The sequence below is a fragment of the uncultured Bradyrhizobium sp. genome (assembly GCF_936943645.1).
Classification (GTDB): domain Bacteria; phylum Pseudomonadota; class Alphaproteobacteria; order Rhizobiales; family Xanthobacteraceae; genus Bradyrhizobium.
Window position 1 is genome coordinate 75,678 of the sequence record NZ_CAKZJO010000050.1, and the last position, 23,313, is coordinate 98,990.

Consider the following 23,313-nt stretch of genomic DNA (forward strand, 5'->3'; position numbering starts at 1 on the left):
CCCCTAGCGCCCCTGCGACAGCCGGTCTGCGAGCCAATGCGGCAGGCCGTTGTCGCGGATCCTACCCGCCGCGGTCGCGATGTCATAGGGCGCGCGGCAATAGGTAATCTGGCACGACTCGGTATCGAACAACACGAAAGCCGCCGACGGATCGCCGTCGCGAGGCTGGCCGACCGAGCCCATGACCGCGAGCCATTGCCGTCCGCGCAACAGTTGCACGGGGACGTCGGTCTTCGGTGTGAAGCTCGTCATCTTCGCCGTCACCGACATCGAATAGAGCGCGGGACGATGGATATGACCGCAGAACGTGACATGGGCGGGCGTCGCGATCAGGCTCTTGGCAGCGTCCACCGTCGAGCGGACATAGTGCCAGCGCTGGGGACTCGAGGCTTCCGAATGCACGAACAGGCGATCGCTGTCCTCGACCAGCATCGGCAAATCGCTCAGGAACCGGCGCTGCGAGGTGTCGAGGCGGCCACGCGTCCATTCGATCGCGACCTGGGCCTCCGCGTTCATCGTCTCCGCCGATGAATTGACCGCCTGATCGTGATTGCCGCGCACGGCAATTGCCCCCTGGGCGACGAGCTCCATCGCGGTATCCACCACCCATTCGGGATCGGCGCCATAACCGACGAAATCACCGAGCAGGACAAACCGCTCCGCGCCCTTCGCACGGGCCACCTTCAGGCAGGCCTCGAAGGCTTGCCGGTTGCCGTGGATATCTGAAAAGACAGCGAGAAGCACGCACCCTCCACCCTCCAATTCTTATTGAAGGCCGATAAGGCCAAATTGAGGGATGTCAACAGGATGCGCCAGCACCGGGCGGTTGACCAGCGCCCGGCGGCACCATGGTGAAGGGCCTATTGCTCGTCTTTCGGCGGCATCCGGGGCGGCGGTATCGGCGTGAAGACGGCGCCTTGCGCGCCGGCTGGTGGGGCCAAGAACTCGCCGGTCGAGGAATCGCCGCCGGTGGTCTCCAGAATGGTCTTGGGCGTCACGTATTCCCGGACCATGTCGATGAGGCTGCCATCGCCACCGCCGAAATCCGCTGCGCGGCCGCCTTGCGGATGGCCGAGAGCGATCTCGTTCTCCGCGGCATGGGTCTTGTCGGCAAGGGCATCATTGTAGGGCACGCGGAACGCCCGCGGGATACCGCTCGGGCGATTGTCCTCGTCGAGCTGCTCGACCCACAGATAGATCGAGCCGGGATCGCCCTGAAGCGAATGCGGCTCGACGATGCGCGACTTCAGCAGCTTGAAGCTGGTCGGCAGCCGGTCGGAACTGGCCCATCCGAGCAGCCCGCGCATTTCGGTGAAGCTGACGACATAGAAGGCGCTGGTCACGACCACCGCGACCGCCTTCAGCGACCAGTGCAGCCGCGCATAGACCAGCACGACCAGCAGCAGCGCGCCGATCACGGCGTAGGCCACCGACAGCGTGAGGATGACCGTCTGCAGGTTAATCACGGCGGATCCTCACGGGGTTCTTGCTCACGCCGGTCCTCGGGTCGAGATCGGCGCCGTTGCGCCAGCTGCTGCGGAACGTCTCGAGCAGCGATTTCGGCCGCTGGCTTACGTCGATGACCTTGCCCTCGCCATCGAGCCGGAATCGCACGGCGGTCTTCTCGTCGCCGGTATGGTCGAGCGTGAACTTGTTGTCGAAGACCACCTGCGCGGTCGGATTGAGCTTCTGCACCTTCACATTTGCCGTCACCGGCTCCCCGGTCGTGGCGACGAAATGCGAGACGTTCACCGTGTATTCGCCGGGGACGATGCCGCGCAGCGTGACGATCTCCTCGCGGATGGGCGAGGCGATCTTCTTGCCGGCGACCATGATGAAGTCGTTGGCTCCGCCGCGATCATCGCGGTCGAGCGTGAGGAAGCCGGCTTCGCGGTGACGATACCAGGCGATGTTGCCGGCGGGATCCTGTACGAAGAGGTCGAGATCGTCGGGGTGGTTGTCCGGCCAGTCCAGCGTGATGATGAACTCGGCCTTGGAGTCGATCTTGCCTTCCTTGGCGTCCGGAGAGACCGCGAGCAGCGCCAGGAAGAACAGGAACGCGATCACCTGGAGCGCCTTGAACAGCATCACACCCAGCGGATCGAACGGCTCCTCGCGCGGATAGAGACCGAAATCATCCATCATGGCGTCCCGGCACCTTTGCGCTCAAGCACCGGCGTCACATAGGTCTCGGTCAGCACCACCGCATCCGAGAACACCCGCTGGGTCGCGGCATCCAGCATGTAGTACTGGATGCGGACCAGGATCGAGCCGACGAGCCCCGCCAGCGTGGTGTACATGGCAACCGCCATGCCGTCGCTCATCAGCCCCATCGAGGAGCGCATCGCCACCTTGTCGGCCGCATCCAGCCCCGCGATCGGCGCCAGCATGATGATGAAGCCGATGATGGTGCCGAGCAGCCCGAGCTTCATCAGCGTGTCCGAAACGAAGGCGCCAAACCCGTTGGAGCCGCGCAGGCGATCGGCGAGCGTGCGCAGCAGCAGGGTCTGGTCGACGGGGCGATAATCCTGCGCGGCAGCCTTGGTCACCAGGCTCTCGATGTGATCGCGCACCAGCCCGCGCGGCAGCGCCGTCGCACGCGCATCGAGCACCTGGCCGCCGTCAGGCGCCGCGAGGGCCTCGCGGCAACGCCGCGCCGCCGCCCCCTCCCGCGCGATCGCCCGCGTGCGCAGGAAGCAGTGGCCGCAGGTGAGGATGTAGAGCACCGCGATGACGCTGGAGATGTAGGTGCGGTCCGAGGTCAGCATCAGGTGGATCAGGCCGAACCGCCACAGCAGCACGACGGCGAAGATCGAGAGCCCGGTGAAGATCATCCAGAACAGCAGCGCACTGCGCTCGGATGGGTCGGTCGTTACAGGCGCGATCGGTCCAATCGTAATCGAACTCATGCTGCACCGCTCCTCGCTCGCAACGTTCAGCCTATCAAGATTCCAGCCCAATTAGATCAAAGCCATCGCGCCCGGTCCAAAGACCCATGCCCAATCCGGCTTGGGAAATTTGCCCGAGCTGCAATCCTGCCACACCCTGCAATTGGCAAGGCGCGGCGGCGTTGTTAGGCTGAGCCTATCAAACGTTGAGGGTGATCGCATGCGCCTCGTGCTTCAGCTTGTCGCCCGTCTGCTGCTCATCGTGGCTCTGTGCCTGGGAGCTGCGACCGTATGGGCCACGTTCGACGCCTATCGCAGCGTCGACCGGGCGACTGCGGCCTCCGCGCAGCGGGTCGCACAGGCGCTTCAGGCCTTGTACTGGCATGAATTCTTGCTGCGCAGCAGCAGGACGCGCGAGCAGCTCCTGCCGGTTCCGGAATGGCGCACGCTGGAGACGATGAAGCTAATTTCGCCTGGCGTCTGCGTCGAGTTCCAGCCGGCCATCGCATTTGAGAAGCCGCTCTGCGGCCAGAGCGAGGGGCTGGGCAAGACCCCGCCGCGCTGGTTCGCATCGATCGTGCCGATCTTTCTCGGCAGCCACGCCGAAGTGGTGCGGCCGGTCAGCCCCCGCGCCGCCTCGGCCGGAACGGTGGTGGCGACGCCGGACGCCGCGGCCGCGATCTCGCTGGCCTGGGAGTACATCCTCAACGTGATCGACGTCGCGCTGTTGATGGCGGCGGCAATTGCGCTGCTGGCTTCGCTGGCGATCGCGCACGCGCTGGCACCGGCGCAGGCGATCGTGACCGCCTTGCAGCGCATGGCGCGCGGCCAGTATCGCAGCAAGCTGCCAAGGTTCCGCTCCATGGAGCTGGCGATGATCGGCAACGCCGTCGGCGAGCTCGGCGGCCGGCTGGAGGAGGCCACCGAGCAGCGCGCGGCGCTGACACGGCGCCTGATCGAAATCCGCGACGACGAGCGCCGCGCCCTCGCCCGCGAGCTGCACGACGAGTTCGGACAAAACCTGTCCGCAATCCTTGCCTTCGCCAACACCATCGAGACCGCAAGCGCTAAAGACAGCAAGAACGATGGCATCGCACAGGATGCCCGCATGATCTCGCAGGCCACCCATCACCTGATGGCCTCGCTGCGCGATGCGCTGAAGCGGCTGCGCAACCCCCTGCCCGAGGAGCTCGGCCTCGAGGCCAGCCTCGTCAATCTCGTCGACAGCTGGCGCTCGCAGAGCGCGGCACGGCCGACCATCCAGCTCGATCTCAGGGGCGACCTGACCGATGTGCGCGGGCCCGCGGCCACCACTGCCTATCGCGTGGCACAGGAATGCCTGACCAACGCACTGCGTCACAGTGCAGCGCGCGAGATCTCCTTGCGGATCGAACGGCGAGCCGGGGAGGACGACGCCCTGCTGATCCGCGTCGAGGACGACGGCGGCGGCGATGCGGAGCGCGTCTCGCGATCGGCCGGCTTCGGCCTCACCGGCATCCGCGAGCGCGTTACGGCGGCCGGCGGTTCGCTGTCGATCCTGCCCGCCCGCGGCGGCCTCAGCGTCGCCGCCACCATCCCGCTGGCCGCATGAGGCCGGCATGAGCGAAGTGGCGGCAACAGGCATCTCCGTGCTGCTGGTCGACGACCATCCGATCGTCCGGCAAGGCTACCGGCGCGTGCTGGAAAGCCAGGGCGATCTCCATGTCGTCGCGGAAGCCGACAATGCCGCGGACGCCTACGGCGCCTTCAAGACGCATGACCCTGACGTCGTCGTGCTCGATATCTCGATGCCGGGCGCGAGCGGGCTTGAGGCGATCCGCAACATCCGCGCGCGCAGCCCGCGGGCGCGCATCCTGGTTTTCACCATGCACAACGAGGCCGTGCTGGTGAAATCGGCGTTCAGCGCCGGCGCCAGCGGCTTCGTCACCAAGAGCAGCGAGCCGTCCGCCGTGGTCGGCGCCATCCGCGCCGTCGCCCGCGGCGAGCGCGCCATGAGCGACGACATCGCGCATATTCTGGCCGAGGACAGTCTGTCGGCGGGTTCAGTGCTGGATCAACTGGGCGAACGCGAAATCGAGATCCTGCGCCAGTTCGCCGGTGGCGCCACCACCGAGCAGATCGCGGCGCACCTCAATCTCAGTGTGAAGACGGTGCAGAACTATCACTATCTGATCAAGACCAAGACCGGCGCCCGCACCGATGCGCAGCTGGTACGGCTCGCCGCAACCTGCGGGCTGACGAGGATTTAGCAGCAGGCTTGCTGCATTGCTTCGAATGACCTGAAATTTCTCAATCTGCCGCGTGAATTGGAACAGAGCCTATTCCGTACCGGTTAGCAGCAGAGCGAAGGAGTACAGGGTCATGAGTAAGGGTCATCACAAGGCAGTCGTCGCCCCCTCGATCATCACCGTCGGCGAGCTCATCGACGAGCTCTGCCGCCTGCCGGATACCGCGATCGTCCATTTCCGCTGCCCCATGCTCGGTCAGGAGCTGGCCTTCGAGCGTCTTCGAAAGCGGTCGAAGGACGACGTCGAGATCGCGATCAATGCCTATCCGGAGAGTCCGCCGGTCGTCCCGTCATCAGACGGCGCTTTCCGCGCACGAAAGCCTTCGCCGTCGCTCGGCGACGGCGCCCTGCTTCACAAAGCGAGAGGTTGATCGGGCTCGGCGTATCGAACGGCGTCGGCGGCCTAGCAGACTTTCAATCCGCGCAGCACCAGCGCCAGGGTCGCATCGACGCGCGCCGGCAGATCGGCGTCCTTCCACTCGTCGGCATGGGCCGGATGATGGAAACGGCTGGTGGCATCGAAAATCGCACGCGCCGTCACCTTGGCGTCGGCGACACTGAACTCGCCCTGCTTGACGCCGTCGGCCAGGATCGCCGCGATCTGGTCGATCATGGTGTCCTTGTGGCACTTCACGGCCGCACAGGCTTCGCGTGCCAGTGTCAGATAGGTTTCGAACATTTCGGGATCGTCAAGCACGCGCGAACGCTTGGCGGCGAACAGCGTGCGCAGCCAGCGGTCGAGCCTGTCGGCCGCCGGGCCCTGCTCCCTGGCGATCGCCAGGAGTGGCGCATCGATGCGATCAAGCCAGCGTTTGGCAACGGCCTCGCGCAGCGAGGCCTTGCTCGGGAAATGGCGGTAGACGCTGCCGTGGCTCACATCGAGCGCACGGGCCACGTCGACCACGGTGGCCTTGGCAAGCCCAAAGCGCCTGAGCACGTCCTCGGTGACTTCGAGGATCCGCTCCGGCGTCAAGACAACGGCTTCATTCATGCCAGCACCATGTTCCCGTTCAGGGCTCAGTTACTCCGGCAGTAGGGCTGCTTCCGAAGCGCCCGTAGCCGGTCGGTTCGGAAAGCCTATGCCTTAATGAGGCAGTTTTGCAGCCTGCGCCGCGATCTGGCGCGCCACCAGCAAATTGAGCCAATGCCCAATCACGCCGGTAAAATTGAGGATTTCGGTCGTCATCGTCTTAAGTCTCCATTCGTCCGCGGGTCCCCGTTCTTCAATCCGCCCTTCGAACCGAGCTTGGCTCTGATGTCGGGCTCCCCGGGGCTTGTCGCGGGACGCCCAATCGGAGCATCCAGAGACAAGTATACACATCTCGATGACAGATTTCAATATCTGTCAGTCAATGATCCGTGATTGACAGTTAATATTTGCGGCCAAGTCTATGCCCCCTTGCCAGCCGGCCGGTGGATAGCTCGGCGATCCCACTCTCCCGGGGCCCAGACCGTTTGTTTCGCCCTGCCTGCTCTGTTAAATCACGGCGTAAAAAGCATTTTGGCCGGCGCTTCCCCTTTCGGACCGCCCGCCCACCTTCCTGGAGCCGTCAGATGATCCCCCGCTATACCCGCCCGGAAATGGCCTCGATCTGGGAGCCGCAGACCCGGTTCAAGATCTGGTTCGAGATCGAGGCGCATGCGGCGGACGCCCTTGCCGAGCTCGGGACCATCCCCAAGGAGGCCGCCAAGACGGTCTGGGCCAAGGCCAAGGACGCCACTTTCGACGTCGCCCGCATTGACGAGATCGAGCGCGAGACCAAGCACGACGTCATCGCCTTCCTCACCCACCTCGCCGAGATCGTCGGCCCCGAGGCGCGCTTCGTGCATCAGGGCATGACCTCCTCCGACGTGCTCGACACCTGCCTCAACGTCCAGCTCACCCGCGCGGCCGATCTTCTGCTTGCCGACCTCGACAAGGTGCTGGCCGCCCTGAAGAAGCGCGCCTTCGAGCACAAGATGACGCCGACCATCGGCCGCAGCCACGGCATCCATGCCGAGCCCGTCACCTTCGGCCTCAAGCTCGCTTATGCCTATGCCGAGTTCACGCGCGCCAAGGAGCGCCTGATCGCGGCGCGGAAGGAGGTCGCGACCTGCGCGATCTCCGGCGCCGTCGGCACCTTCGCGCAGATCGATCCGCGCGTCGAAGAGCACGTGGCGAAGGCCATGGGCCTCGTTCCCGAGCCGATCTCGACCCAGGTGATCCCGCGCGACCGCCATGCGATGTATTTCTCGACGCTCGGCGTGATCGCCTCCTCGGTCGAGCGCATCGCCGTAGAGATCCGCCACATGCAGCGCACCGAGGTGCTGGAGGCCGAAGAGTTCTTCTCCGAGGGGCAGAAGGGCTCCTCCGCCATGCCGCACAAGCGCAACCCGGTGCTGTCGGAGAACCTCACCGGTCTCTCCCGCATGGTGCGCGCCTATGTCACGCCGGCGCTGGAGAACGTCGTGCTTTGGCACGAGCGCGACATCTCGCACTCCTCGGCCGAGCGCATGATGGGCCCGGACGCGACCGTGACGCTCGACTTCGCGCTGGTGCGCCTCGCCGGCCTGATCGACAAGCTCCTGGTCTATCCCGCCAACATGCAGAAGAACCTCGACCGCCTCGGTGGCCTCGTGCACTCGCAGCGCGTTCTGCTGGCGCTGACGCAGAAGGGCGCGAGCCGCGAGGATTCCTACAAGCTCGTGCAGCGCAACGCGATGCCGGTCTGGCGGGGCGAAGGCGACTTCCTCCAGCTCCTGAAGAAGGACGCGGAAGTGAGGAAATATCTCAGCGATGCCGAGCTCGAGGAGCTGTTCGACCTCGGCTATCACCTCAAGCACGTCGACACGATCTTCAAGCGCGTGTTCGGGGAGAGCTGAGCACCGCTTGCGTCGCCCGGGAGCCGCGCATGCGGCTGCCGGGGTACGTGCGATGGCGGTCTATAGCCGCTTCTGCAGCCATTTCACCAGCGCAGGGCTGCCGATGGCGGCAGTGCTGAAGGCGCACATGTTGCCGTCGACATAGCCCGCGCGGCCGCGCCCCTGGACGTAGCGTTTGCTGAAGAAGAAAGTGTGCAGCTTGTTGCCGGCCTCATCGAGGAAGACCAGCTGCCAACGCAGATCGGGCTGGTAGGACAACCGTGCCGGCGTCAGCGCATTGACCGCTGCCGCCAATTCAGTCGCATCGCGCGGGTTCATGACCAGCGTCTTGCGTTCGCTCGAATAGCTCGCAAAGTGCTCGGGCGAAATCGGAATGCTGGCGAGCAGGCGATCGGAGATTTTCAGAAGGTCGATCCGTTTGATCTGACCCGCCTGGATCTTCTGGCTGACCGATGCGATCGCGGCCGTTGCGGAGCCGATATCGCAGGCAAGGGCCGGGCTGGCCATGAGCGCGAGGCAGGCCGCCAGCACCAGACTATTGCGTCCAAACTTCATGGCTTGCCCCGTCCCCTATTGCGGCCTCATCTTATAGTCGCCGAACGTCACCGCGAAAGCCCGGCGACCATTTGCGGACCGCGATGGCGCGGAGTACGCTTGCCGTCGTCGCCCCTGCAAACACAGAAGAAACGGACCCTTCCCATGCCCATCGTCAACCGCGTTGCCGCCCTCTCCGACGAAATGGCCGCCTGGCGCCATGACTTCCACGAGAACCCGGAATTGCTCTACGAAGTCCACCGCACCGCCGGCATCGTCGCCGACAAGCTGCGCGAGTTCGGCTGCGACGAGGTGGTGACGGGCATCGGCCGCACCGGCGTGGTCGGCGTGATCCGCGGCCGCAAGTCGGCATCCGGCAAGACCATTGGGCTCCGCGCCGACATGGACGCCCTGCCGATCATGGAGACCTCAGGCGTGCCTTACGCCTCGAAAGTCCCCGGCAAGATGCACGCCTGCGGCCATGACGGCCACACCGCGATGCTGCTGGGGGCCGCCAAATATCTCGCAGAGACGCGCAATTTCGACGGCACCGCGATCATGATCTTCCAGCCCGCCGAGGAAGGCGGCGGCGGCGGCAAGGCCATGGTCGAGGACGGGCTGATGACGCGCTGGAACATCCAGGAGGTCTACGGCATGCACAACATGCCCGGCCTGCCCGAAGGCCATTTCGCCACGACCCCCGGCGCGATGCTCGCCTCCTCCGACAACATCCAGATCACGGTCCACGGCAAGGGCGGCCATGCCGGCGCCGGCCCGCACAAATCGGTCGACAGCGTGCTGATCGGCTCGCAGATCGTGAATGCATTGCAATCGATCGTGGCGCGCAACGTCGATCCGCTGAAGTCGGCGGTCATCTCGATCACGCAATTCCATTCCGGCACGGCCTTCAACATCATCCCGGAGGTCGCCGAGCTCGGCGGCACCGTGCGCACGCTCGACCCCGAAGTGCGCGATCTCGTCGAGCGCCGCATCGGTGAAGTCGCCGACAGCGTCGCCCGCGCCTATGGCGGCTCGGCCGAGACGAAATACACGCGGATGTATCCGGTGACCATGAACCATGCGCGCGAGGCCGGCCTTGCCGCCGACGTCGCCCGCGACATCGTCGGCACTGAGCGCGTCAACGACAAGTTCATCCCGATGATGGGCGCCGAGGATTTCTCCTTCATGCTGGAAGCGCGCCCCGGCGCGATGGTGCTGGTCGGCATGGGCGACGGCAACGAATGCCACCACCCGGCCTACGTCTTCAACGACAACATCCTGGGTCACGGCGCCTCGTTCTGGGTGCGCATGATCGAGACGCGGATGCCGGCGTAGACAATATGTGAGGCGCAGATCTCGTAGGGTGGGCACGGCGCGTTGCGCCTTTGCCCACCCGACGAATGTGCTGCTCGTTGCCCGGGTGAGCAAAAGCGCCCCCGCGCACAGCTGGATTGCCGGGTACTGCTTCCGGCCATCCGGGCCACCATCGGGTAAAAGCAGCTACGCCTGCACCACCTCGTGCCGCATCACGAACGGCGCGAGCAGCTTGTGCACCTCGCCGGCAACCGCATCGCGCTGGTCCGCCGGCAGGCCGGCAAGCGTAACGGTTGCGATCGACCCGTGGCTGCCATGGGCGCCGACCTTGACCTTGCAATCGATGCCGCGCTCGACCAGCGGCGTGAGCACCTTGGTGAACACACGCTCGGCCGCGTCCCAGCGCAGCTGCGGCTTGAACACCTTGCCGACGCCCGTCACCGGCATCGGGTCGATCGGAATGACCTGCACCGGAACAGCGGCGCGCTCCGGCGTACGCTCGCGCACCCACGTCTCCAATTCGCCCGGCTCGACGGTCGCGCCGGGTTTCAACTGCACGTAACCAACCGGCAGTTCGCCTGCGTAGGCGTCGGGCTGACCGACCACGGCGGCAAAGCCGACCGCGGGGTGGCGGAACATGATCTCCTCGATCGGGGCCGGGTCGATGTTGTGGCCGCCGCGGATCACGAGGTCCTTGGCGCGGCCGGTGATCCAGAGATAGCCGTCGGCATCGAGGCGGCCGAGATCGCCGGAATTGACCCAGACCTCGTCGACGAAGGCACCCTTGTTGTGCTCGTCGTTGAGATAGCCGCCGAACACGCCGGGTCCGGCCATGATGACGACACCGATTTCGTCAGGCTTGCAGTCGCGGATCAGGCGGCCGTCGGCATCGAGTTGCACGATGCGCACGCGCGCGTAGGGCATGGGCAGGCCGACCGAGCCGAGCCGGATCGGCCGGCCCGGATAGGCGAGCGTGTGCACGCTCGATGTCTCGGTCATGCCGTAGACTTCGACCACCGACAGCTTGAGCTTGTCCTGGATCGCCGAGCCGACCGCTACGGGGATCGCCGAGCCGCCACCGGCGGCATATTTCAGGCTGGAGATGTCGGCATTACCCGGCGGGACTGCCAGCGTCGCGGCGAGCACCGTCGGCACGCTCGACAGCGCCTCGGGCTTGAAGCGCTCGACCAGTCCCCAGATGTTCTTCACCGCATTCGGATTGCGCCAGCCGCTCGGCGACAGCACGACCAGTGAGCCGCCGCTCGACAGCGTCAGCAGCACCTGCGTCAGCGATCCCCCGACGTGAAACAGCGGCATGCCGAACAGCAGGTTCGAACCGGGCTTGGACTTCAGCAGCAGATTGAGCGCCCAGGCCTGGTAAACCTGATTGGTGTGAGTATGCCGCACCAGCTTCGGCGTGCCGGTGGTGCCGCCGGTATGGAAATAGGCGGCGATGTCGCTGCCGAGAATCTTGCGCCCGCTGATAAGCCGATCCGACGGCTGCTGCTTGATCAGATCATTGAAGGCGAAGACGCCCTTGTCCGGATCGCCGCCGCCGAACACCTGCACGATTGCCTTGAGGTGCTTCAGTTGCGGGCGGATCTGCTCGACCTTCTGCCAGATATCGGTGCCGGGCATTGGGCCGAGGGCGACCAGGATCTTGGTGTTCGCAGCCTCCAGGATCTCCGCGATCTGGTGCGGCTCCAGCAGCGGATTGACGGGATTGGCGATGCCTGCCGCCTCCGCGCCGAACAGCGTCACGAAGGCATCGGGCACCAGCGGCAGCATGAAGCTGATGACGTCGCCCTTCTCCGCGCCGAGCGCGTGAAACATGTTGGCGGCCTGCGTGACGCGCGCGATGAAATCGCGGTACGTGACAACCTGCGGCGTGTCGGCGGGATCGGCGTTCTGCAGAAACTGGATCGCCGCCCCATCAGGATTGCGCGCCGCACCCAATTTGATCGCGTCGTAGGTGCTCTCGGCCGCAATGCGCTCCGCGTAAGGGACCTGCTCGATAGCGCGGACTTCCGCGTCCGTCAACAGATCCGGATAGTCGTTGCCGATGAGCCGATCGAGCGCGTGGATGCCCGCCATGGAATTCCGTCCTCCCTCAGATGCAAATCCCGGCCGCCCTGTCTTTTGACATTTTTGGTTCGGCGAGGTCTCGACCGATGGCCGGCCGAGCGGAAACAGAATGATGGATGATCGAGCGTTCGTCCATGGCCCAGCGGCCGTGGCGATCAAACTCGCCCGAGAGGCCATTGAACCTCCGCGCCCGGTTCGGGGACCAAGAACAGGCATCGGATTCGCCTGGCAGCGTCCTGCCGCAAGACTCGAGGTGATCATGACGAGGCCCCAGCGAAGCCGCAATCGAGCGCTGATCGTCACGGTCGCCATGGCAGCCGTCATGGCCCTGCCCCGGGCCACGCTCGCCGAGGACAGTCAGCTCGACAAGATGCGGGCCAGGATCGCAGCGTTCGTCGGCGACAAGATGGAAAAGCTCGGCGGCTCGCGCATCGTCTACAAGGTCGATACCGACGGCCTGCGCGCGAGCGTGATCACGGATTTGCGCGACGACGTCTACAAGACCCTGCGCGAGAACAAGATCGCCTTCTCCGGACTTGCGATCCGCGATGGCGGCGTCGAACTCAAGATCGCGGACGCAAGAGCCCGCGAGCTGCTCGCGCGCAAGCTCGCCTCAGCTGCGGAGGGATTGCCGTCGCATGCGCTCACCGTCACGGATGGTAGCGACGGACTGGTCCGGCTGGCACCGACCGAGGCCGCTTCCGCAGCGCAGCTGCGCGATCTCGTCGAAGATTCCGTCGCCATGATCGAACAACGCCTCAAGGATTCAGGCATCAGGCTCGCCAGCGTCCAGCCCGACGGCACCGACCGCATCCGCATCTTCTTGCCGGGCGAAATGAACGCCGAGCAGACCACTGCGATCTTTGCCCGGAAGATCAAGGTGAGCTTCCGCCTCGTCGACCTTTCGATGCCGGGCGAGCAGGCGCGATCCGGCACGCCGCCAGCGGGCAGCGAAGTCCTGTTCGGCTTCAAGGACAAGCTCCCCTATCTGGTGGCCAAGGACAGCGCGCTCGAGGGTGACGACATCAGCTATGCGGGCCCGGGCTTTGCGAACGGCACGAAGGAACCGATCGCCACGTTCCGCTTCAACGGCCGCGGCACGCGGCGCTTCGCCCACGTTACCGCAGAGAATGTCGGAAGGCCCTTCGCCATCGTGCTCGACGACAAGGTGGTTTCCGCTCCCGTGATCCGCGAGCCCATCACCGGCGGCTCGGGTCAGATCTCCGGCAACTTTACCCTGGAGGAAGCGAGCAGCGTCGCCATGTTGCTCCGCGCCGGCTCGCTCCCCGGTCACCTTGACCTCGTCGAACAGCGGGTCCTGCAGCCTGCCGCCAAGCCGTAAGGCGCCGATCGGACCGCGCGCGCCAGGCTGGCCGGGGGCATGCAAGGTTCATTCAAGACCGGAGCCCGTGCCGCCAGTTCCGAATCACGGGCGCTTCAAGGTCATACGCACAACCAACGGGCAATTGCCGAAACGCCCGATCAGGCTAAAATTTGCCTCTTGCGGCATGACGGCTGAAGGCGTCATTCAAGCGGTCGTCATTCGATTTCGGCTATACCAATACGGACCAGGACTGAAGGCCTTACGCGGGGTTAGTACCATGCCGTCCGGCAGCGCAGACATCTCCTCGATCCTCGACCGCATTCTCGAAGCGGCCACGGACAATTTCAGGATCGCGAAGATCCTGGTCCAGATGGGACTCGATCCCAACGACGTCACCTGGGATGCGATCTTCAACCGGCTGCTGGAGATCTTCGTCCACAACATCACGCTCGCCAATATGTTCGCCGTGGTCGGGGCGGTCTTCTTCGTCGCCACTCTCTTGATGCGCACGATGGTCCCGCTGCGCGTCGCCAACATGATCGGCTGCGCGTTCTTTGCCATCTTCGGCGCGCTCTCCGCCAACGTCGCGACGTTCCTGCTCTATCTCCTGATGCTCCCGATCAACGCCCTGCGCCTGCGACAGATGCTCAAGCTGGTCAAGAAGGCGCGCCATGCCGCCGAGGGCGACATGTCGATCGAGTGGCTCAAGCCGTTCATGACCGAACGCAAATATCGCCGCGGCGACACGCTGTTCAAGCTGGGCGATCCCGCCAAGGAGATGCTCCTCACCGTCACCGGCAAGTTCCTGGTCAAGGAAATCAACGTCGAGATTATGCCCGGCGCGTTGATGGGAGAACTCGGTTTCCTCACGCCGGACAACCGGCGCACCGGAACGATCGAATGCATCGAGGACGGACAGGTGCTGACGATCACCTATGACCGGCTGCTCGAGATCTACTTCCAGGATCCGCAGTTCGGCTATTACTTCCTGGTGCTGACCAGCCAGCGCCTGCTGCAGAACATCGATCGCCTGCAGAAGCAGCTCAACGCAGCGCGGGCTCCCACCACCAACAGGATCGCGTGATCGCCGCTCAGCTCAGCAGCAACGCCATGCCGGGATCGCCCTTCTCCATCGCGCAGCGATAGGCCGGACGGCCGCCGATGCGGCCGAGATATTCGACCACGTTCGGGCAGCGCTGGACATCATAGGGCTGAAAGTAACGCATCGTGGTGAGCGAGAACACCGTCATGATGTCGGCGGTGGTGAAGGCGCTGCCCGCAAGATATTCGACCTCGCCAAGCCTGGCGTCGAGAAGGTCGTAAGCGCGATCGAGGCGCCCCTTCATCGCGCGCAGTGTCGGGTTGTCCTGGGCGAGCTCAAGCCGGCCTAGAATCATCATCCGCCCCATGCCGGGTTGCAGGGTGCCGTTGGCGAAATGAAGCCAATACAGAAACTGCGCGAAGGCTGGATCACTTGGGCCGAGCACGAGCCGGCCATTGCCGTATTTGGCAACGATATAGTCGACGACCGCGCCGGATTCGGCGAGCACGAGATCGCCATCGGTGATCACGGGCGCCGCCCCGATCGGATGCAGCGCCTTGTAGTCGGGCGGCGCAAGCATGGTGACGGGATCGCGGGCATAGCGCTTCAGCTCGTAAGGAATTCCAAGCTCTTCGCAGAGCCAGACGACGCGCTCGGACTGCGACCTGCCGAGATGATGGACGGTGAGCATGACGCCTCCTGCGCGCGCAAATTGGACCAGCCAGAAGGCATCCTATCGCCTCACGCCAAGAAAGTGCGCGCCGCGCCTCCCTCTCCCCCCGGAATTTTGCGGATATGACGGGACAGGCACGAAATCAACCGGGCCAAACGGGTTCTGGGTGCCGTCGCCGCAAAACCGCCCCAAAAACCGAATGGTAACCATGCAGGGCTAGGGTGACCGTGTGACCAATTCTCCGACGATCCTGGTATTCGATTCCGGCCTTGGCGGGCTCACGGTGCTGCGCGAGGTCGTGGCGGCGCGCTCCGATGCCCATTTCGTCTACGTCGCCGACGATGCCTTCTTCCCTTACGGCCACCACAGCGAGGACGAGATCATCGCCCGTGTCGTGCCGCTGATGGGGGAGCTGATCGGCACGCATGACCCCGACCTCGTCGTCATCGCCTGCAACACGGCGTCTACCCTGGTCCTGTCTCACCTGCGCGCCGCTTATTCCGTGCCCTTCGTCGGCACCGTGCCGGCGATCAAGCCGGCCTGCGCGCAGTCGCGGACCCGCCGCGTCTCGGTGCTCGGCACCAAGGGCACGGTCAAGCGCGAATACACCAAGGCGCTGATCCGAGATTTCGCGCAAGGATGCGAGGTGACGCTGGTCGGCTCGCCCGAGCTCGCCTCGCTCGCGGAAGCCGCGCTGGGCGGCGCTTCCGTCAGCGACAACGACATCCTTGCCGAGCTCGCTCCCTGCTTCGTCGGCGATGCCGAGGACGCCGGCGCGCGCACCGACACCGTCGTGCTCGCCTGCACCCATTATCCGCTGCTGCTCGACCGGATGAAGAAGCTGGCACCCTGGCCCGTCGACTGGATCGATCCGGCACCGGCGATCGCCCGCCGCGTCTCGGATCTGCTGGGTGCGCGCAGCGGCGACATCGCGCAGGCCGGCGCCGAGATGATCTTTACCTCCAACCGCGTGCACGGCCTTTCGGCCACGCTGACGCCGTTCTTCGGCGGCCGCGCGTTGGCATGAGCTTGCGCTGCGACGGCGCGCTGCTAGGTTTCGCCGTCGCCCCCTAGCCGCAGGCCTTCCGATGCCAGTCCCGTCCGCGCCGCTCAACCGTCTCCGCCAGCTCTGGCGCGAGGGCCGTCCCGCCTTCGGCGCGATCGCGACCATCCCCAGCGTGCAGATGGTGCAGATCATGGCGCGCTCGCTCGACTGGATCATCGTCGATCTCGAGCACGGACCGATCGGTCTCACCGAAGCGCATGCGATGATCGCGGCGACCACGGGCACGCCGTGCACGCCCCTGGTGCGGATCGCGGCCAACGAGCCGTGGCTTGCGAAGGCCCCGATGGACATCGGTGCCTTCGGCATCAACTTTCCGATGATCACGAACCGTGCGGAAGCGGAGAAGGCGGTGCGCAGCGTGCGCTATCCGCCGCGCGGCGATCGGCTCTGGGGTCCGTTCCACGCTCCGTTCCGCTGGGGCCAGTCGATGCCGGATTACATGGCCTCGGCCGATGACGAGATGATCTGCATGGTCACCATCGAGCATGTCGAGGCCGTCAACCGCATCGACGAGATCATGGCCACACCCGGTATCGACGTCGCGGTGATCGGCCCCGGCGATCTCGCGACGTCCATCAACAAGCGCGGCCAGATGGACGATCCGGAGCTGCTGGAGCTGGTCGCACGGGCCGAGGCCGGCATCCTCAGAAGCGGCGTGCCGATCGGCGGCGTCGCTCGCACCGCCGATCAGGCCAACGCCCTCATCGACCGCGGCTACCGCGCGATCGCGCTTGGCTTCGACTGGTCGCTATTCCAGCGCGGCATCATGGCCGCGTTCGACGGGATCAGGCGCTAAACGAGCAGACGACCACCTTGCCGGGAACTGCCGCGCTGCTAGGGTCGTTCCCGGGAGGAAAACAACCATGCTCAAGAAGACTTTGCTCGCTCTTTCCCTTGCAGGACTTGCCTTTACAGGACTTGCCTTTGCCGCTTTCGCCCAGCAGCCCGGCATCAAGCGCACCCCGCTCCAGAAGGTCGAGTTTCCGGAGGGCTATAATACCATCACCGCCATCGCAGAAGTCCCGGCAGGCGGTGCCGCCGGACGCCATACCCATCCGGGTATCGAGACCGGCTACGTGCTCGAAGGCGAGCTCAATCTCCTCGTCGATGGCCAGCCCGAGAAGACCCTGAAAGCCGGCGATTCCTACCAGATCCCGGCTGGCGTGGTGCACGACGCCAAGGCTCATGGCGACAAGGCCATGAAAGTGCTGGGGGTTTACGTCGTCGACAAGACCAAGCCGCTGGCCTCCCCGGCCCCCTGATGCGGCGAACCGATCGGCCCCAGGCCGGTTGGTTCGTGCTAGATGGCGAACGGGACAGCCGTTGGCCGCCTCATTTTTCATCCGCGGGAACCGAAAGAGCGATGCGCGGGACGCCAAAAACCATTTCGCTGCCGCGCCGCCTGATCTGCGACCTCATGCGCGCGTCGATGGACGTGCCGTTCGTGTCGCTGTCCCGTTCGCTCCATATCCGCCCCCTGCTGGAGGCCCGTGCCGGGGCGGCCGCACCGGCCGGCTGGGCGGCGATGTTCGTCAAGGCTTTCGCCCTGGTCGCCAGGGAGGAGCCGGTCCTGCGCACGGTCTACGCCAAGTGGCCCTGGCCGACGCTCTACGAGCTGCCCAAAAGCGTAGCGCTGGTCGCCATTGCCCGGGTCGAGGACGGCGAGGAATGCGTCATGCCGCAGCGAATCGCGGCCCCCGAGACCATGGCCCTGGCCGCGGTCGATGCCGAGATCCGGCGCGGCAAGACGGCGCCGATCGAGGACGTCCCGATGTTCCGCAAGATCATGCGGGCCACACGCCTGCCATGGCCGCTGCGGCGCCTATCCTGGGCGATTGGCCTCAATTTCGGCCGGCAGCGCGGCAACTGGTTCGGCAGCTTCGCGGTGAGCTCGGTGGCCGCTTATGGCGGCGGCGAACTCCATCCGGTCACGCCCGGCCCCTTCATCGTCAGCTACGGGGTGGTCGAGGGCGACCAGACCATCCACGTCGTGATCCGCTGGGATCACCGGGTCACCGACGCCGCCCCGATCGCCCGGGTCCTGACCCGGCTGGAACAGGTCCTGAACACTGAAATCGCTGCCGAATTGCGGGCGGCGGGACCAAAGCCGATCCGGGCCGTCGGGACCTGATTCCGGGTCCATTCGCATTGACAGAGAACCCCAAACTCCCCTAAAAGCCGCCTGCTCGCGGGCCGATTTCGGCCCGCGAAGCGTTTCGCGACCCGTGGTCGGCTCCCTCTAGCTTTGGGGATCGGACCTGTCGGTGCCGGGCCTGGCCCGTCACACAGGAGGGCGCGTTTCCTCAAACCATGCAACCGAAGAGGACGCGATGACTAAGCGCAGTGAGGCGAAGTACAAGATCGATCGCCGTATGGGCCAGAACATCTGGGGCCGCCCGAAAAGCCCCGTGAACCGCCGCGAGTACGGCCCCGGCCAGCACGGCCAGCGCCGCAAGGGCAAGCTCTCCGACTTCGGCGTGCAGCTGCGCGCCAAGCAGAAGCTGAAGGGCTATTACGCCAACATTTCCGAGCGCCAGTTCCACGGCATCTACGTGGAAGCCAGCCGCCTCAAGGGTGACACCGGCGAGAACCTGATCGGCCTGCTCGAGCGTCGTCTCGACGCGGTCGTGTACCGCGCCAAATTCGTCTCCACGATCTTCGCCGCCCGCCAGTTCATCAACCACGGCCACATCAAGGTGAACGGCCGCAAGGTCAACATCTCGAGCTACCAGCTCAAGGTCGGCGACGTGATCGAGGTCAAGGAAGCTTCCAAGCAGCTCGCCCACGTCCTCGAAGCCAGTCAGCTGCCCGAGCGTGACACCCCAGACTATCTCGAAGTCGACCATGGCAAGATGACCGCGAAGTACGTGCGCATCCCCGGCCTCTCCGACGTGCCGTTCCCGGTGCAGATGGAGCCGCATCTGGTCGTCGAATTCTATTCGCGCTGATCATTTCGGCAGAACAATCGCTCAAAGGCCCCGGTTTCCGGGGCCTTTTTGTTTGAGCCAACCATTCCCAAATCTCAAGCTATCTGTGTTATGATTGCACATCGCGGAGTTGAGCATGACTCGTCTTCTGGAGGAGGCCTTCAGCAAGGTTTCCGGCCTGCCCGATTCAGAACAGGACGAACTGGCGCGGACCCTGCTTGAGCTTGCCGGGGTCGATCAGCCACCAGTCCAGCTGACAGCTGCCGAAGAGGCAGATCTCGCCGAGGCCGAAGCCGAAATCGCTCGCGGCGAGCTGGCCAGCGCCCACGAAGTCCGCGCGATGTGGGCCAAGCACGGGCTGTGAAGGTCCGCTATACGAAGCGGGCGCTCGCCCAAATCGACCAAGTTCTGACCTACATCGAGGCGCGCTCGCCCCAAGGCGCAGGCCACGTGCGCGACCGCATCGTCGCTCTCATAGCATTGCTCGAGACCTCCCCGTACGCAGGGCGAACAACTACGCATGCATACGTCCGTCGCTTGCCCGTCAACCCTTATCCCTATCTGATCGGTTATCGTGTGACCGCGACAGAAATCGATATTATGCGATTTCGTCACGCCGCTCGGCGTCCACCCAGAGCTCGCTGACCGCGAGCGAATGCCATTCCTTTCAGGGAGCAAGTTGATGCTCTACACCCCTCCCCCCGTCGATCCCAAGGCGCCGCCGGTGCGCATCAATCTGCTGTCGGACACGCAGACCAAGCCGACGGCTGGGATGCGCGAGGCGATGGCGCGGGCGGAGGTCGGTGACGAGCAGGTCGGCGACGATCCGACCGTGAACGCGCTGTGCGAGCGCGTGGCGGATCTGCTCGGCAAGGAAGCTGCGGTGTACATGCCCTCGGGCACGATGTGCAATGTCACCGCGACGCTGGTGCATTGCCGCCCCGGCGACGAGATCCTGGCGCACGAGACCGCACACATCATCGCCCGCGAAGGCGGCGCGCATGCTGCGATCGGCGGCTTCCAGGTGACGCAGCTGAAGGGCCCCGACGGCCAGTTCACGCCGGAGACGTTCCGCAAGGCGCTGCATCCGCGCACGCGCTACCAGCCGCCGCAGACGGTCGTCAGCGTCGAGCAGACCGCCAATATCGGCGGCGGCACGATCTGGAAGAAGGCGGCGCTCGACGAGATCGTGGCGATCGCCAAGCAGCACGGCCTCGTCACCCACATGGACGGTGCGCGCCTGCTCAACGCCACGGTGGCCAGCGGCATCTCCCCGCGCGACATGACCGCCGGCTGGGACTCGGCCTGGATCGATTTCTCCAAGGGTCTGGGCGCGCCGATCGGCGGCGTGCTCGCGGGCTCGCGCGCCTTCATCGATGCGGTCTGGCAGTGGAAGCAGCGGCTCGGCGGCTCGATGCGACAGGCTGGAATCTGCGCGGCCGCCTGCATCTACGCGCTCGACCATCACGTCGAGCGCCTCGCCGACGACCACGCCAATGCACGCGCCTTGGCGCGCGGGCTGTCGCAGATCGCAGGCATCGAGGTCCAGGAGCCCGAGACCAATCTCGTATTTTTCAAGCCCGACGGCGCCGGCATTGCCGGCGACAAGATGGTCGCGGCGCTGCGCCAGCGCGGCGTGACGCTTGCGATGATGGACGGCCGCATCCGCGCCTGCACCCATCTCGACGTCAATGCGGCCCAGGTCGAGGAGACGATCGGGTACGTGCGCGAGATCGTGCGCGGGGCGTAGCTACCGCCCCATCGCCTGATAGATCAGCGTCTTCAGCGCCAATTGAATCCGGCCGCGCTGCGAGGGCGCCTGCACCATGAAGATCCCGAACAGATCGTCTTCGGGATCGATGAAGAAGAAGGTGCCGCCGACGCCGTCCCAGCGATATTCGCCCAGCGGCCATGACGTGCCTGATGGCACTGACGTGCGCACGGCGAAGCCGAGGCCGAAGCCGGAACTGGCGCCCGGATAATAATTCTGGTCGCGCGCGATGCTGGTTTCCGGCCCGACATGATCCGACGCCATCAGCGCAACGGTCTCGGGCTTGAGATAGCGGCGTCCTTCATAGGTGCCGCCGTTCAGCAGCATCTGGGCGAAACGGGCATAGTCGCCGACCGTGCCGACCATGCCGGCGCCGCCCGATTCCCATCTCACGGGCCGCCTGACGTCACGCACCCGCGTCGACGCGCTGATGCTGCGGTCCTCCGGCATCGGCTCGGCGATATCAGGAAACCTGGCGGGATCGGCGACGAAGAACGCCGTCTCGTTCATACCGAGCGGATCGAGCAGCCTTTCCTTCTCGAACTGAAACAGCGTCTTTCCCGAGATCACCTCGACGACGCGGCCGAGCACGTCGGTGGCAAAGCCGTAATCCCACTCAGTGCCCGGCTGCTCGGCGAGCGGCAGCGTTGCGAGCTTCGCAACGAAATCGGCGTTGGATAGATCGCTGTTGAAGAGATCGGCCGCAGCATAGAGCTCGCGCACGCCACTGCCGCCGTAAGGCAGACCGGCGGTATGACGCAACAGGTCCTTGATCGTGACGGGACGCTGCGGCGGCTCCAGCGAGAGCGTGACCTTACCTCCGTCGCCCCTCCTCTCGACGCCGACCTTCATATCGGCAAAGGCCGGAATGTACTTTGCGACGGGATCGTCGAGCGAGAGCTTGCCGTCTTCGACCAGCATCATCGCCATGACTGACGTGATCGGCTTCGACATCGAATAGAGCCGGAAGATCGTGTCCGCGCTCATCGGCTTCCCGGTGGCGACGTCGCGGACGCCGAAATTCGCATAATAGACCAGCTTGCCGTGCTGCTGCAGCAGCAGGATGGCCCCGGGGATCCTCCCGGTCGCAACCTCGTTGTTGATGTAGTCGGCAACCTTCGCCAGCCCTTCGGCCGAGAGCGTACGGGCACTGCGGGCTTCGGAGCCGGCCTTCGCGCCGGCCACTCCGAGCAGAAGAACGAGCACCACGATGAGCGCGCGGCGCCCGCTCATGTCACTTCTCCATGGCTTCATAGACCAGCAGCTTCAGCGTCCGCTGCACGCGCTGGCGCTCGGTCGGGGTCTGCTCCAGCAGGACGAAGAACATGTCCTGCTTGGGATCGATCACGAAATAGCAGCCGGAAGCGCCGTCCCATTTCAGCTCGCCGAGATCGCCGGGCGGCGGCGGTTTTGCATTGCCCGGATCGGTGCGGACGGCAAGGCCGAGACCGAAGCCAAAACCGTCGCCGGGAAAGTAGAAATAGTCGCGGTCGACGCCCGAGCCCGGTCCGATCTGGTCGGTCGTCATCAGCTTGAACGTCTCGGGCTTGAGAACGGTCTTGCCGTCGAGGCTGCCGCCATTGAGCAGCATCTGCGCGAAGCGCTGGTAATCCGCCATGGTCGTCACCATGCCGCCGCTGGCGAACTGGATCTTCTTGACCACGGTAGGATCGTTGATGCGACCGACGCGGAAGTCCGCATCGTTCGGCACCGGCTGTGCAAGCAGCTTCTGTTTTTCGGGGGCGGTGACGAAGAAGCCGGTATCGACCATGCCGAGCGGATCAAGCAGCTTCTCGCGCATGATGTCGATCAGCGGCTTGCCGGCCGCGATCTCCATCACGCGCGCCAGGACGTCGGTGGAATGACCGTATTGCCAGAGCGCGCCCGGCTGGTTGTGCAGCGGCAGCTTGGCGATGCGCTCTGCAAACTCGGCGAGGTCGAAATCGCCGGCGTAGATGTTGGCCTCGCGATAAGCCTTGCGGACCAGGCTGTCGCCGTAGAAGCCATAGGTGATGCCCGAGGTGTGCGTCATCAGGTCGTGCACCGTCATCGGCCGGTTGGGCGGCACCAGCTCGAGCGATTTGGTGCCGTCCTCGGCCTTCTTCTCGACGCCGACCTTCACATTGGCGAAAGACGGGATGTATTTCGAGACGGGATCATCGAGCTTGATCTTGCCGTCTTCGATCAATTGCATTGCGACCACCGAGGTGATCGCCTTGCTCATCGAGAACAGGCGGAAGATGGTCTTGTCCGTGATCGGCGCCTTGCTGACAACGTCCTGCACGCCGAAGGCTTCGTGATAGACCGGCTTGCCGTGCTGCTGGATCAGGATGGTTGCGCCGGCGATCTTGCCGGTCGCGACCTCGTTCTTGAAGAACTCGCTCACTTTGGCGAGCTTGTTCTGGTTGAAATGCGCGCCGGCCGGAATCTCGTAGGTGCCTTCCGCCCGCGCCAGCGACATCGCACTGAGCGATAGCAATGCACCCCACATCAATGAGCGCAGTCTAAAATGAAAAATCATATCCCCTCCCCGGAACATG

At 64.9% G+C, this 23,313-nt stretch carries 25 protein-coding genes; 15 read left to right on the forward strand and 10 right to left on the reverse strand.

The window, feature by feature from the left end; all coding sequences use genetic code 11:
• Positions 1–3 precede the first annotated feature (3 nt).
• The 4 genes from Q0743_RS09295 to Q0743_RS09310 form a co-directional block, all read right to left on the reverse strand.
• On the reverse strand, positions 4–744 hold the full coding sequence (locus tag Q0743_RS09295) for a metallophosphoesterase family protein (protein WP_298241236.1): 741 nt from the start codon (positions 742–744) through the stop codon (positions 4–6).
• Between the two features lie 116 nt (positions 745–860).
• Positions 861–1,466 (reverse strand): hypothetical protein, encoded by a 606-nt coding sequence (locus Q0743_RS09300; protein WP_298241237.1) that lies wholly within the window; start codon positions 1,464–1,466, stop codon positions 861–863.
• Positions 1,459–2,145, reverse strand: coding sequence for a hypothetical protein (locus Q0743_RS09305; RefSeq protein WP_298241238.1), 687 nt, complete (start codon positions 2,143–2,145; stop codon positions 1,459–1,461). Before Q0743_RS09305 ends, Q0743_RS09300 begins: the two co-directional genes overlap by 8 nt.
• On the reverse strand, positions 2,142–2,909 hold the full coding sequence (locus Q0743_RS09310; RefSeq protein ID WP_298241239.1) for a MotA/TolQ/ExbB proton channel family protein: 768 nt from the start codon (positions 2,907–2,909) through the stop codon (positions 2,142–2,144). The genes Q0743_RS09305 and Q0743_RS09310 overlap by 4 nt, the downstream gene beginning before the upstream one ends.
• Before the next feature lie 199 nt (positions 2,910–3,108).
• Here Q0743_RS09310 and Q0743_RS09315 point away from each other — a divergent pair, with 199 nt between their 5' ends.
• The 3 genes from Q0743_RS09315 (at position 3,109) to Q0743_RS09325 (ending at position 5,546) form a co-directional block, all read left to right on the forward strand.
• Positions 3,109–4,479, forward strand: coding sequence for a histidine kinase (locus Q0743_RS09315; RefSeq protein ID WP_298241240.1), 1,371 nt, complete (start codon positions 3,109–3,111; stop codon positions 4,477–4,479).
• 7 nt (positions 4,480–4,486) lie between these two features.
• On the forward strand, positions 4,487–5,137 hold the full coding sequence (locus tag Q0743_RS09320) for a response regulator transcription factor (protein WP_298241241.1): 651 nt from the start codon (positions 4,487–4,489) through the stop codon (positions 5,135–5,137).
• A 112-nt stretch (positions 5,138–5,249) separates the two neighbouring features.
• Positions 5,250–5,546 carry a hypothetical protein gene (locus tag Q0743_RS09325; protein WP_298241242.1) on the forward strand — a complete coding sequence of 99 codons (297 nt, stop codon included), beginning with the start codon at positions 5,250–5,252 and terminating at the stop codon, positions 5,544–5,546.
• Between the two features lie 32 nt (positions 5,547–5,578).
• Here the strand turns inward: Q0743_RS09325 and Q0743_RS09330 are convergent, their stop codons facing one another.
• Complete coding sequence (locus Q0743_RS09330) at positions 5,579–6,166, reverse strand: TetR family transcriptional regulator (protein WP_298241243.1); 588 nt, start codon at positions 6,164–6,166, stop codon at positions 5,579–5,581.
• A gap of 563 nt (positions 6,167–6,729) precedes the next feature.
• On the opposite strand from Q0743_RS09330, the gene purB reads away from it, so the two are divergent.
• On the forward strand, positions 6,730–8,037 hold the full coding sequence (purB, locus tag Q0743_RS09335) for an adenylosuccinate lyase (protein WP_298241244.1): 1,308 nt from the start codon (positions 6,730–6,732) through the stop codon (positions 8,035–8,037).
• 60 nt (positions 8,038–8,097) lie between these two features.
• On the opposite strand, the gene Q0743_RS09340 is transcribed toward purB, so the two are convergent.
• A complete protein-coding gene (locus Q0743_RS09340) occupies positions 8,098–8,592 on the reverse strand; it encodes a hypothetical protein (protein WP_298241245.1) in 495 nt (164 codons plus the stop codon).
• A gap of 144 nt (positions 8,593–8,736) precedes the next feature.
• Here Q0743_RS09340 and Q0743_RS09345 point away from each other — a divergent pair, with 144 nt between their 5' ends.
• Complete coding sequence (locus Q0743_RS09345; RefSeq protein WP_298241246.1) at positions 8,737–9,906, forward strand: M20 aminoacylase family protein; 1,170 nt, start codon at positions 8,737–8,739, stop codon at positions 9,904–9,906.
• A gap of 165 nt (positions 9,907–10,071) precedes the next feature.
• Here Q0743_RS09345 and Q0743_RS09350 read toward each other — a convergent pair whose 3' ends face one another.
• Entirely contained in the window at positions 10,072–11,979 is a 1,908-nt protein-coding gene (locus tag Q0743_RS09350) for an acyl-CoA synthetase (RefSeq protein ID WP_298241247.1), read from the reverse strand.
• Positions 11,980–12,229: 250 nt separating this feature from the next.
• Between Q0743_RS09350 and Q0743_RS09355 the strand changes: the two genes are divergently transcribed.
• Together Q0743_RS09355 and Q0743_RS09360 are read left to right on the forward strand one after the other, a co-directional pair.
• Positions 12,230–13,312: a preprotein translocase subunit SecD gene (locus Q0743_RS09355; RefSeq protein ID WP_298241248.1), complete on the forward strand. Its 1,083-nt coding sequence runs from the start codon at positions 12,230–12,232 to the stop codon at positions 13,310–13,312.
• Positions 13,313–13,571: 259 nt separating this feature from the next.
• Positions 13,572–14,378, forward strand: coding sequence for a Crp/Fnr family transcriptional regulator (locus Q0743_RS09360; protein ID WP_298241249.1), 807 nt, complete (start codon positions 13,572–13,574; stop codon positions 14,376–14,378).
• Between the two features lie 7 nt (positions 14,379–14,385).
• On the opposite strand, the gene Q0743_RS09365 is transcribed toward Q0743_RS09360, so the two are convergent.
• Positions 14,386–15,027: a glutathione S-transferase family protein gene (locus tag Q0743_RS09365; RefSeq protein WP_298241250.1), complete on the reverse strand. Its 642-nt coding sequence runs from the start codon at positions 15,025–15,027 to the stop codon at positions 14,386–14,388.
• A 211-nt stretch (positions 15,028–15,238) separates the two neighbouring features.
• Between Q0743_RS09365 and murI the strand changes: the two genes are divergently transcribed.
• The 8 genes from murI (at position 15,239) to Q0743_RS09405 (ending at position 20,752) form a co-directional block, all read left to right on the forward strand.
• Complete coding sequence (murI, locus tag Q0743_RS09370) at positions 15,239–16,036, forward strand: glutamate racemase (RefSeq protein ID WP_298241251.1); 798 nt, start codon at positions 15,239–15,241, stop codon at positions 16,034–16,036.
• Positions 16,037–16,097: 61 nt separating this feature from the next.
• Positions 16,098–16,871: an aldolase/citrate lyase family protein gene (locus tag Q0743_RS09375; RefSeq protein WP_298241252.1), complete on the forward strand. Its 774-nt coding sequence runs from the start codon at positions 16,098–16,100 to the stop codon at positions 16,869–16,871.
• Between the two features lie 67 nt (positions 16,872–16,938).
• Positions 16,939–17,337: a cupin domain-containing protein gene (locus Q0743_RS09380; protein WP_298241253.1), complete on the forward strand. Its 399-nt coding sequence runs from the start codon at positions 16,939–16,941 to the stop codon at positions 17,335–17,337.
• A 101-nt stretch (positions 17,338–17,438) separates the two neighbouring features.
• Positions 17,439–18,206, forward strand: a complete 768-nt coding sequence (locus Q0743_RS09385; protein WP_298241254.1) for an acyltransferase — start codon at positions 17,439–17,441, stop codon at positions 18,204–18,206.
• A 199-nt stretch (positions 18,207–18,405) separates the two neighbouring features.
• Positions 18,406–19,023: a 30S ribosomal protein S4 gene (rpsD, locus tag Q0743_RS09390; RefSeq protein WP_014494148.1), complete on the forward strand. Its 618-nt coding sequence runs from the start codon at positions 18,406–18,408 to the stop codon at positions 19,021–19,023.
• 115 nt (positions 19,024–19,138) lie between these two features.
• Entirely contained in the window at positions 19,139–19,366 is a 228-nt protein-coding gene (locus Q0743_RS09395; protein ID WP_298241255.1) for a hypothetical protein, read from the forward strand.
• Positions 19,363–19,647 (forward strand): type II toxin-antitoxin system RelE/ParE family toxin, encoded by a 285-nt coding sequence (locus tag Q0743_RS09400; RefSeq protein ID WP_298241256.1) that lies wholly within the window; start codon positions 19,363–19,365, stop codon positions 19,645–19,647. The genes Q0743_RS09395 and Q0743_RS09400 overlap by 4 nt, the downstream gene beginning before the upstream one ends.
• A 37-nt stretch (positions 19,648–19,684) precedes the next feature.
• On the forward strand, positions 19,685–20,752 hold the full coding sequence (locus tag Q0743_RS09405) for a threonine aldolase family protein (RefSeq protein ID WP_298241257.1): 1,068 nt from the start codon (positions 19,685–19,687) through the stop codon (positions 20,750–20,752).
• Here Q0743_RS09405 and Q0743_RS09410 read toward each other — a convergent pair whose 3' ends face one another.
• A complete protein-coding gene (locus Q0743_RS09410) occupies positions 20,753–22,006 on the reverse strand; it encodes a serine hydrolase (protein WP_298241258.1) in 1,254 nt (417 codons plus the stop codon).
• 1 nt (position 22,007) lies between these two features.
• Positions 22,008–23,294, reverse strand: coding sequence for a serine hydrolase (locus Q0743_RS09415; RefSeq protein ID WP_298241259.1), 1,287 nt, complete (start codon positions 23,292–23,294; stop codon positions 22,008–22,010).
• Between the last annotated feature and the right edge of the window lie 19 nt (positions 23,295–23,313).

Excerpts from the sequence above, each read along its gene's own strand:
- Q0743_RS09375 (WP_298241252.1), top strand. The coding sequence starts at position 16,098 with ATGCCAGTCCCGTCCGCGCCGCTCAACCGTCTCCGCCAGCTCTGGCGC.
- rpsD (WP_014494148.1), top strand. The coding sequence starts at position 18,406 with ATGACTAAGCGCAGTGAGGCGAAGTACAAGATCGATCGCCGTATGGGC.
- Q0743_RS09365 (WP_298241250.1), bottom strand. The coding sequence starts at position 15,027 with ATGCTCACCGTCCATCATCTCGGCAGGTCGCAGTCCGAGCGCGTCGTC.
- Q0743_RS09405 (WP_298241257.1), top strand. The coding sequence starts at position 19,685 with ATGCTCTACACCCCTCCCCCCGTCGATCCCAAGGCGCCGCCGGTGCGC.
- Q0743_RS09340 (WP_298241245.1), bottom strand. The coding sequence starts at position 8,592 with ATGAAGTTTGGACGCAATAGTCTGGTGCTGGCGGCCTGCCTCGCGCTC.
- Q0743_RS09355 (WP_298241248.1), top strand. The coding sequence starts at position 12,230 with ATGACGAGGCCCCAGCGAAGCCGCAATCGAGCGCTGATCGTCACGGTC.
- Q0743_RS09320 (WP_298241241.1), top strand. The coding sequence starts at position 4,487 with ATGAGCGAAGTGGCGGCAACAGGCATCTCCGTGCTGCTGGTCGACGAC.
- Q0743_RS09305 (WP_298241238.1), bottom strand. The coding sequence starts at position 2,145 with ATGATGGATGATTTCGGTCTCTATCCGCGCGAGGAGCCGTTCGATCCG.
- Q0743_RS09410 (WP_298241258.1), bottom strand. The coding sequence starts at position 22,006 with ATGAGCGGGCGCCGCGCGCTCATCGTGGTGCTCGTTCTTCTGCTCGGA.
- Q0743_RS09395 (WP_298241255.1), top strand. The coding sequence starts at position 19,139 with ATGACTCGTCTTCTGGAGGAGGCCTTCAGCAAGGTTTCCGGCCTGCCC.
- Q0743_RS09415 (WP_298241259.1), bottom strand. The coding sequence starts at position 23,294 with ATGATTTTTCATTTTAGACTGCGCTCATTGATGTGGGGTGCATTGCTA.
- Q0743_RS09315 (WP_298241240.1), top strand. The coding sequence starts at position 3,109 with ATGCGCCTCGTGCTTCAGCTTGTCGCCCGTCTGCTGCTCATCGTGGCT.
- purB (WP_298241244.1), top strand. The coding sequence starts at position 6,730 with ATGATCCCCCGCTATACCCGCCCGGAAATGGCCTCGATCTGGGAGCCG.
- Q0743_RS09310 (WP_298241239.1), bottom strand. The coding sequence starts at position 2,909 with ATGAGTTCGATTACGATTGGACCGATCGCGCCTGTAACGACCGACCCA.
- Q0743_RS09380 (WP_298241253.1), top strand. The coding sequence starts at position 16,939 with ATGCTCAAGAAGACTTTGCTCGCTCTTTCCCTTGCAGGACTTGCCTTT.
- Q0743_RS09385 (WP_298241254.1), top strand. The coding sequence starts at position 17,439 with ATGCGCGGGACGCCAAAAACCATTTCGCTGCCGCGCCGCCTGATCTGC.
- Q0743_RS09325 (WP_298241242.1), top strand. The coding sequence starts at position 5,250 with ATGAGTAAGGGTCATCACAAGGCAGTCGTCGCCCCCTCGATCATCACC.
- Q0743_RS09360 (WP_298241249.1), top strand. The coding sequence starts at position 13,572 with ATGCCGTCCGGCAGCGCAGACATCTCCTCGATCCTCGACCGCATTCTC.
- Q0743_RS09345 (WP_298241246.1), top strand. The coding sequence starts at position 8,737 with ATGCCCATCGTCAACCGCGTTGCCGCCCTCTCCGACGAAATGGCCGCC.
- Q0743_RS09330 (WP_298241243.1), bottom strand. The coding sequence starts at position 6,166 with ATGAATGAAGCCGTTGTCTTGACGCCGGAGCGGATCCTCGAAGTCACC.
- Q0743_RS09350 (WP_298241247.1), bottom strand. The coding sequence starts at position 11,979 with ATGGCGGGCATCCACGCGCTCGATCGGCTCATCGGCAACGACTATCCG.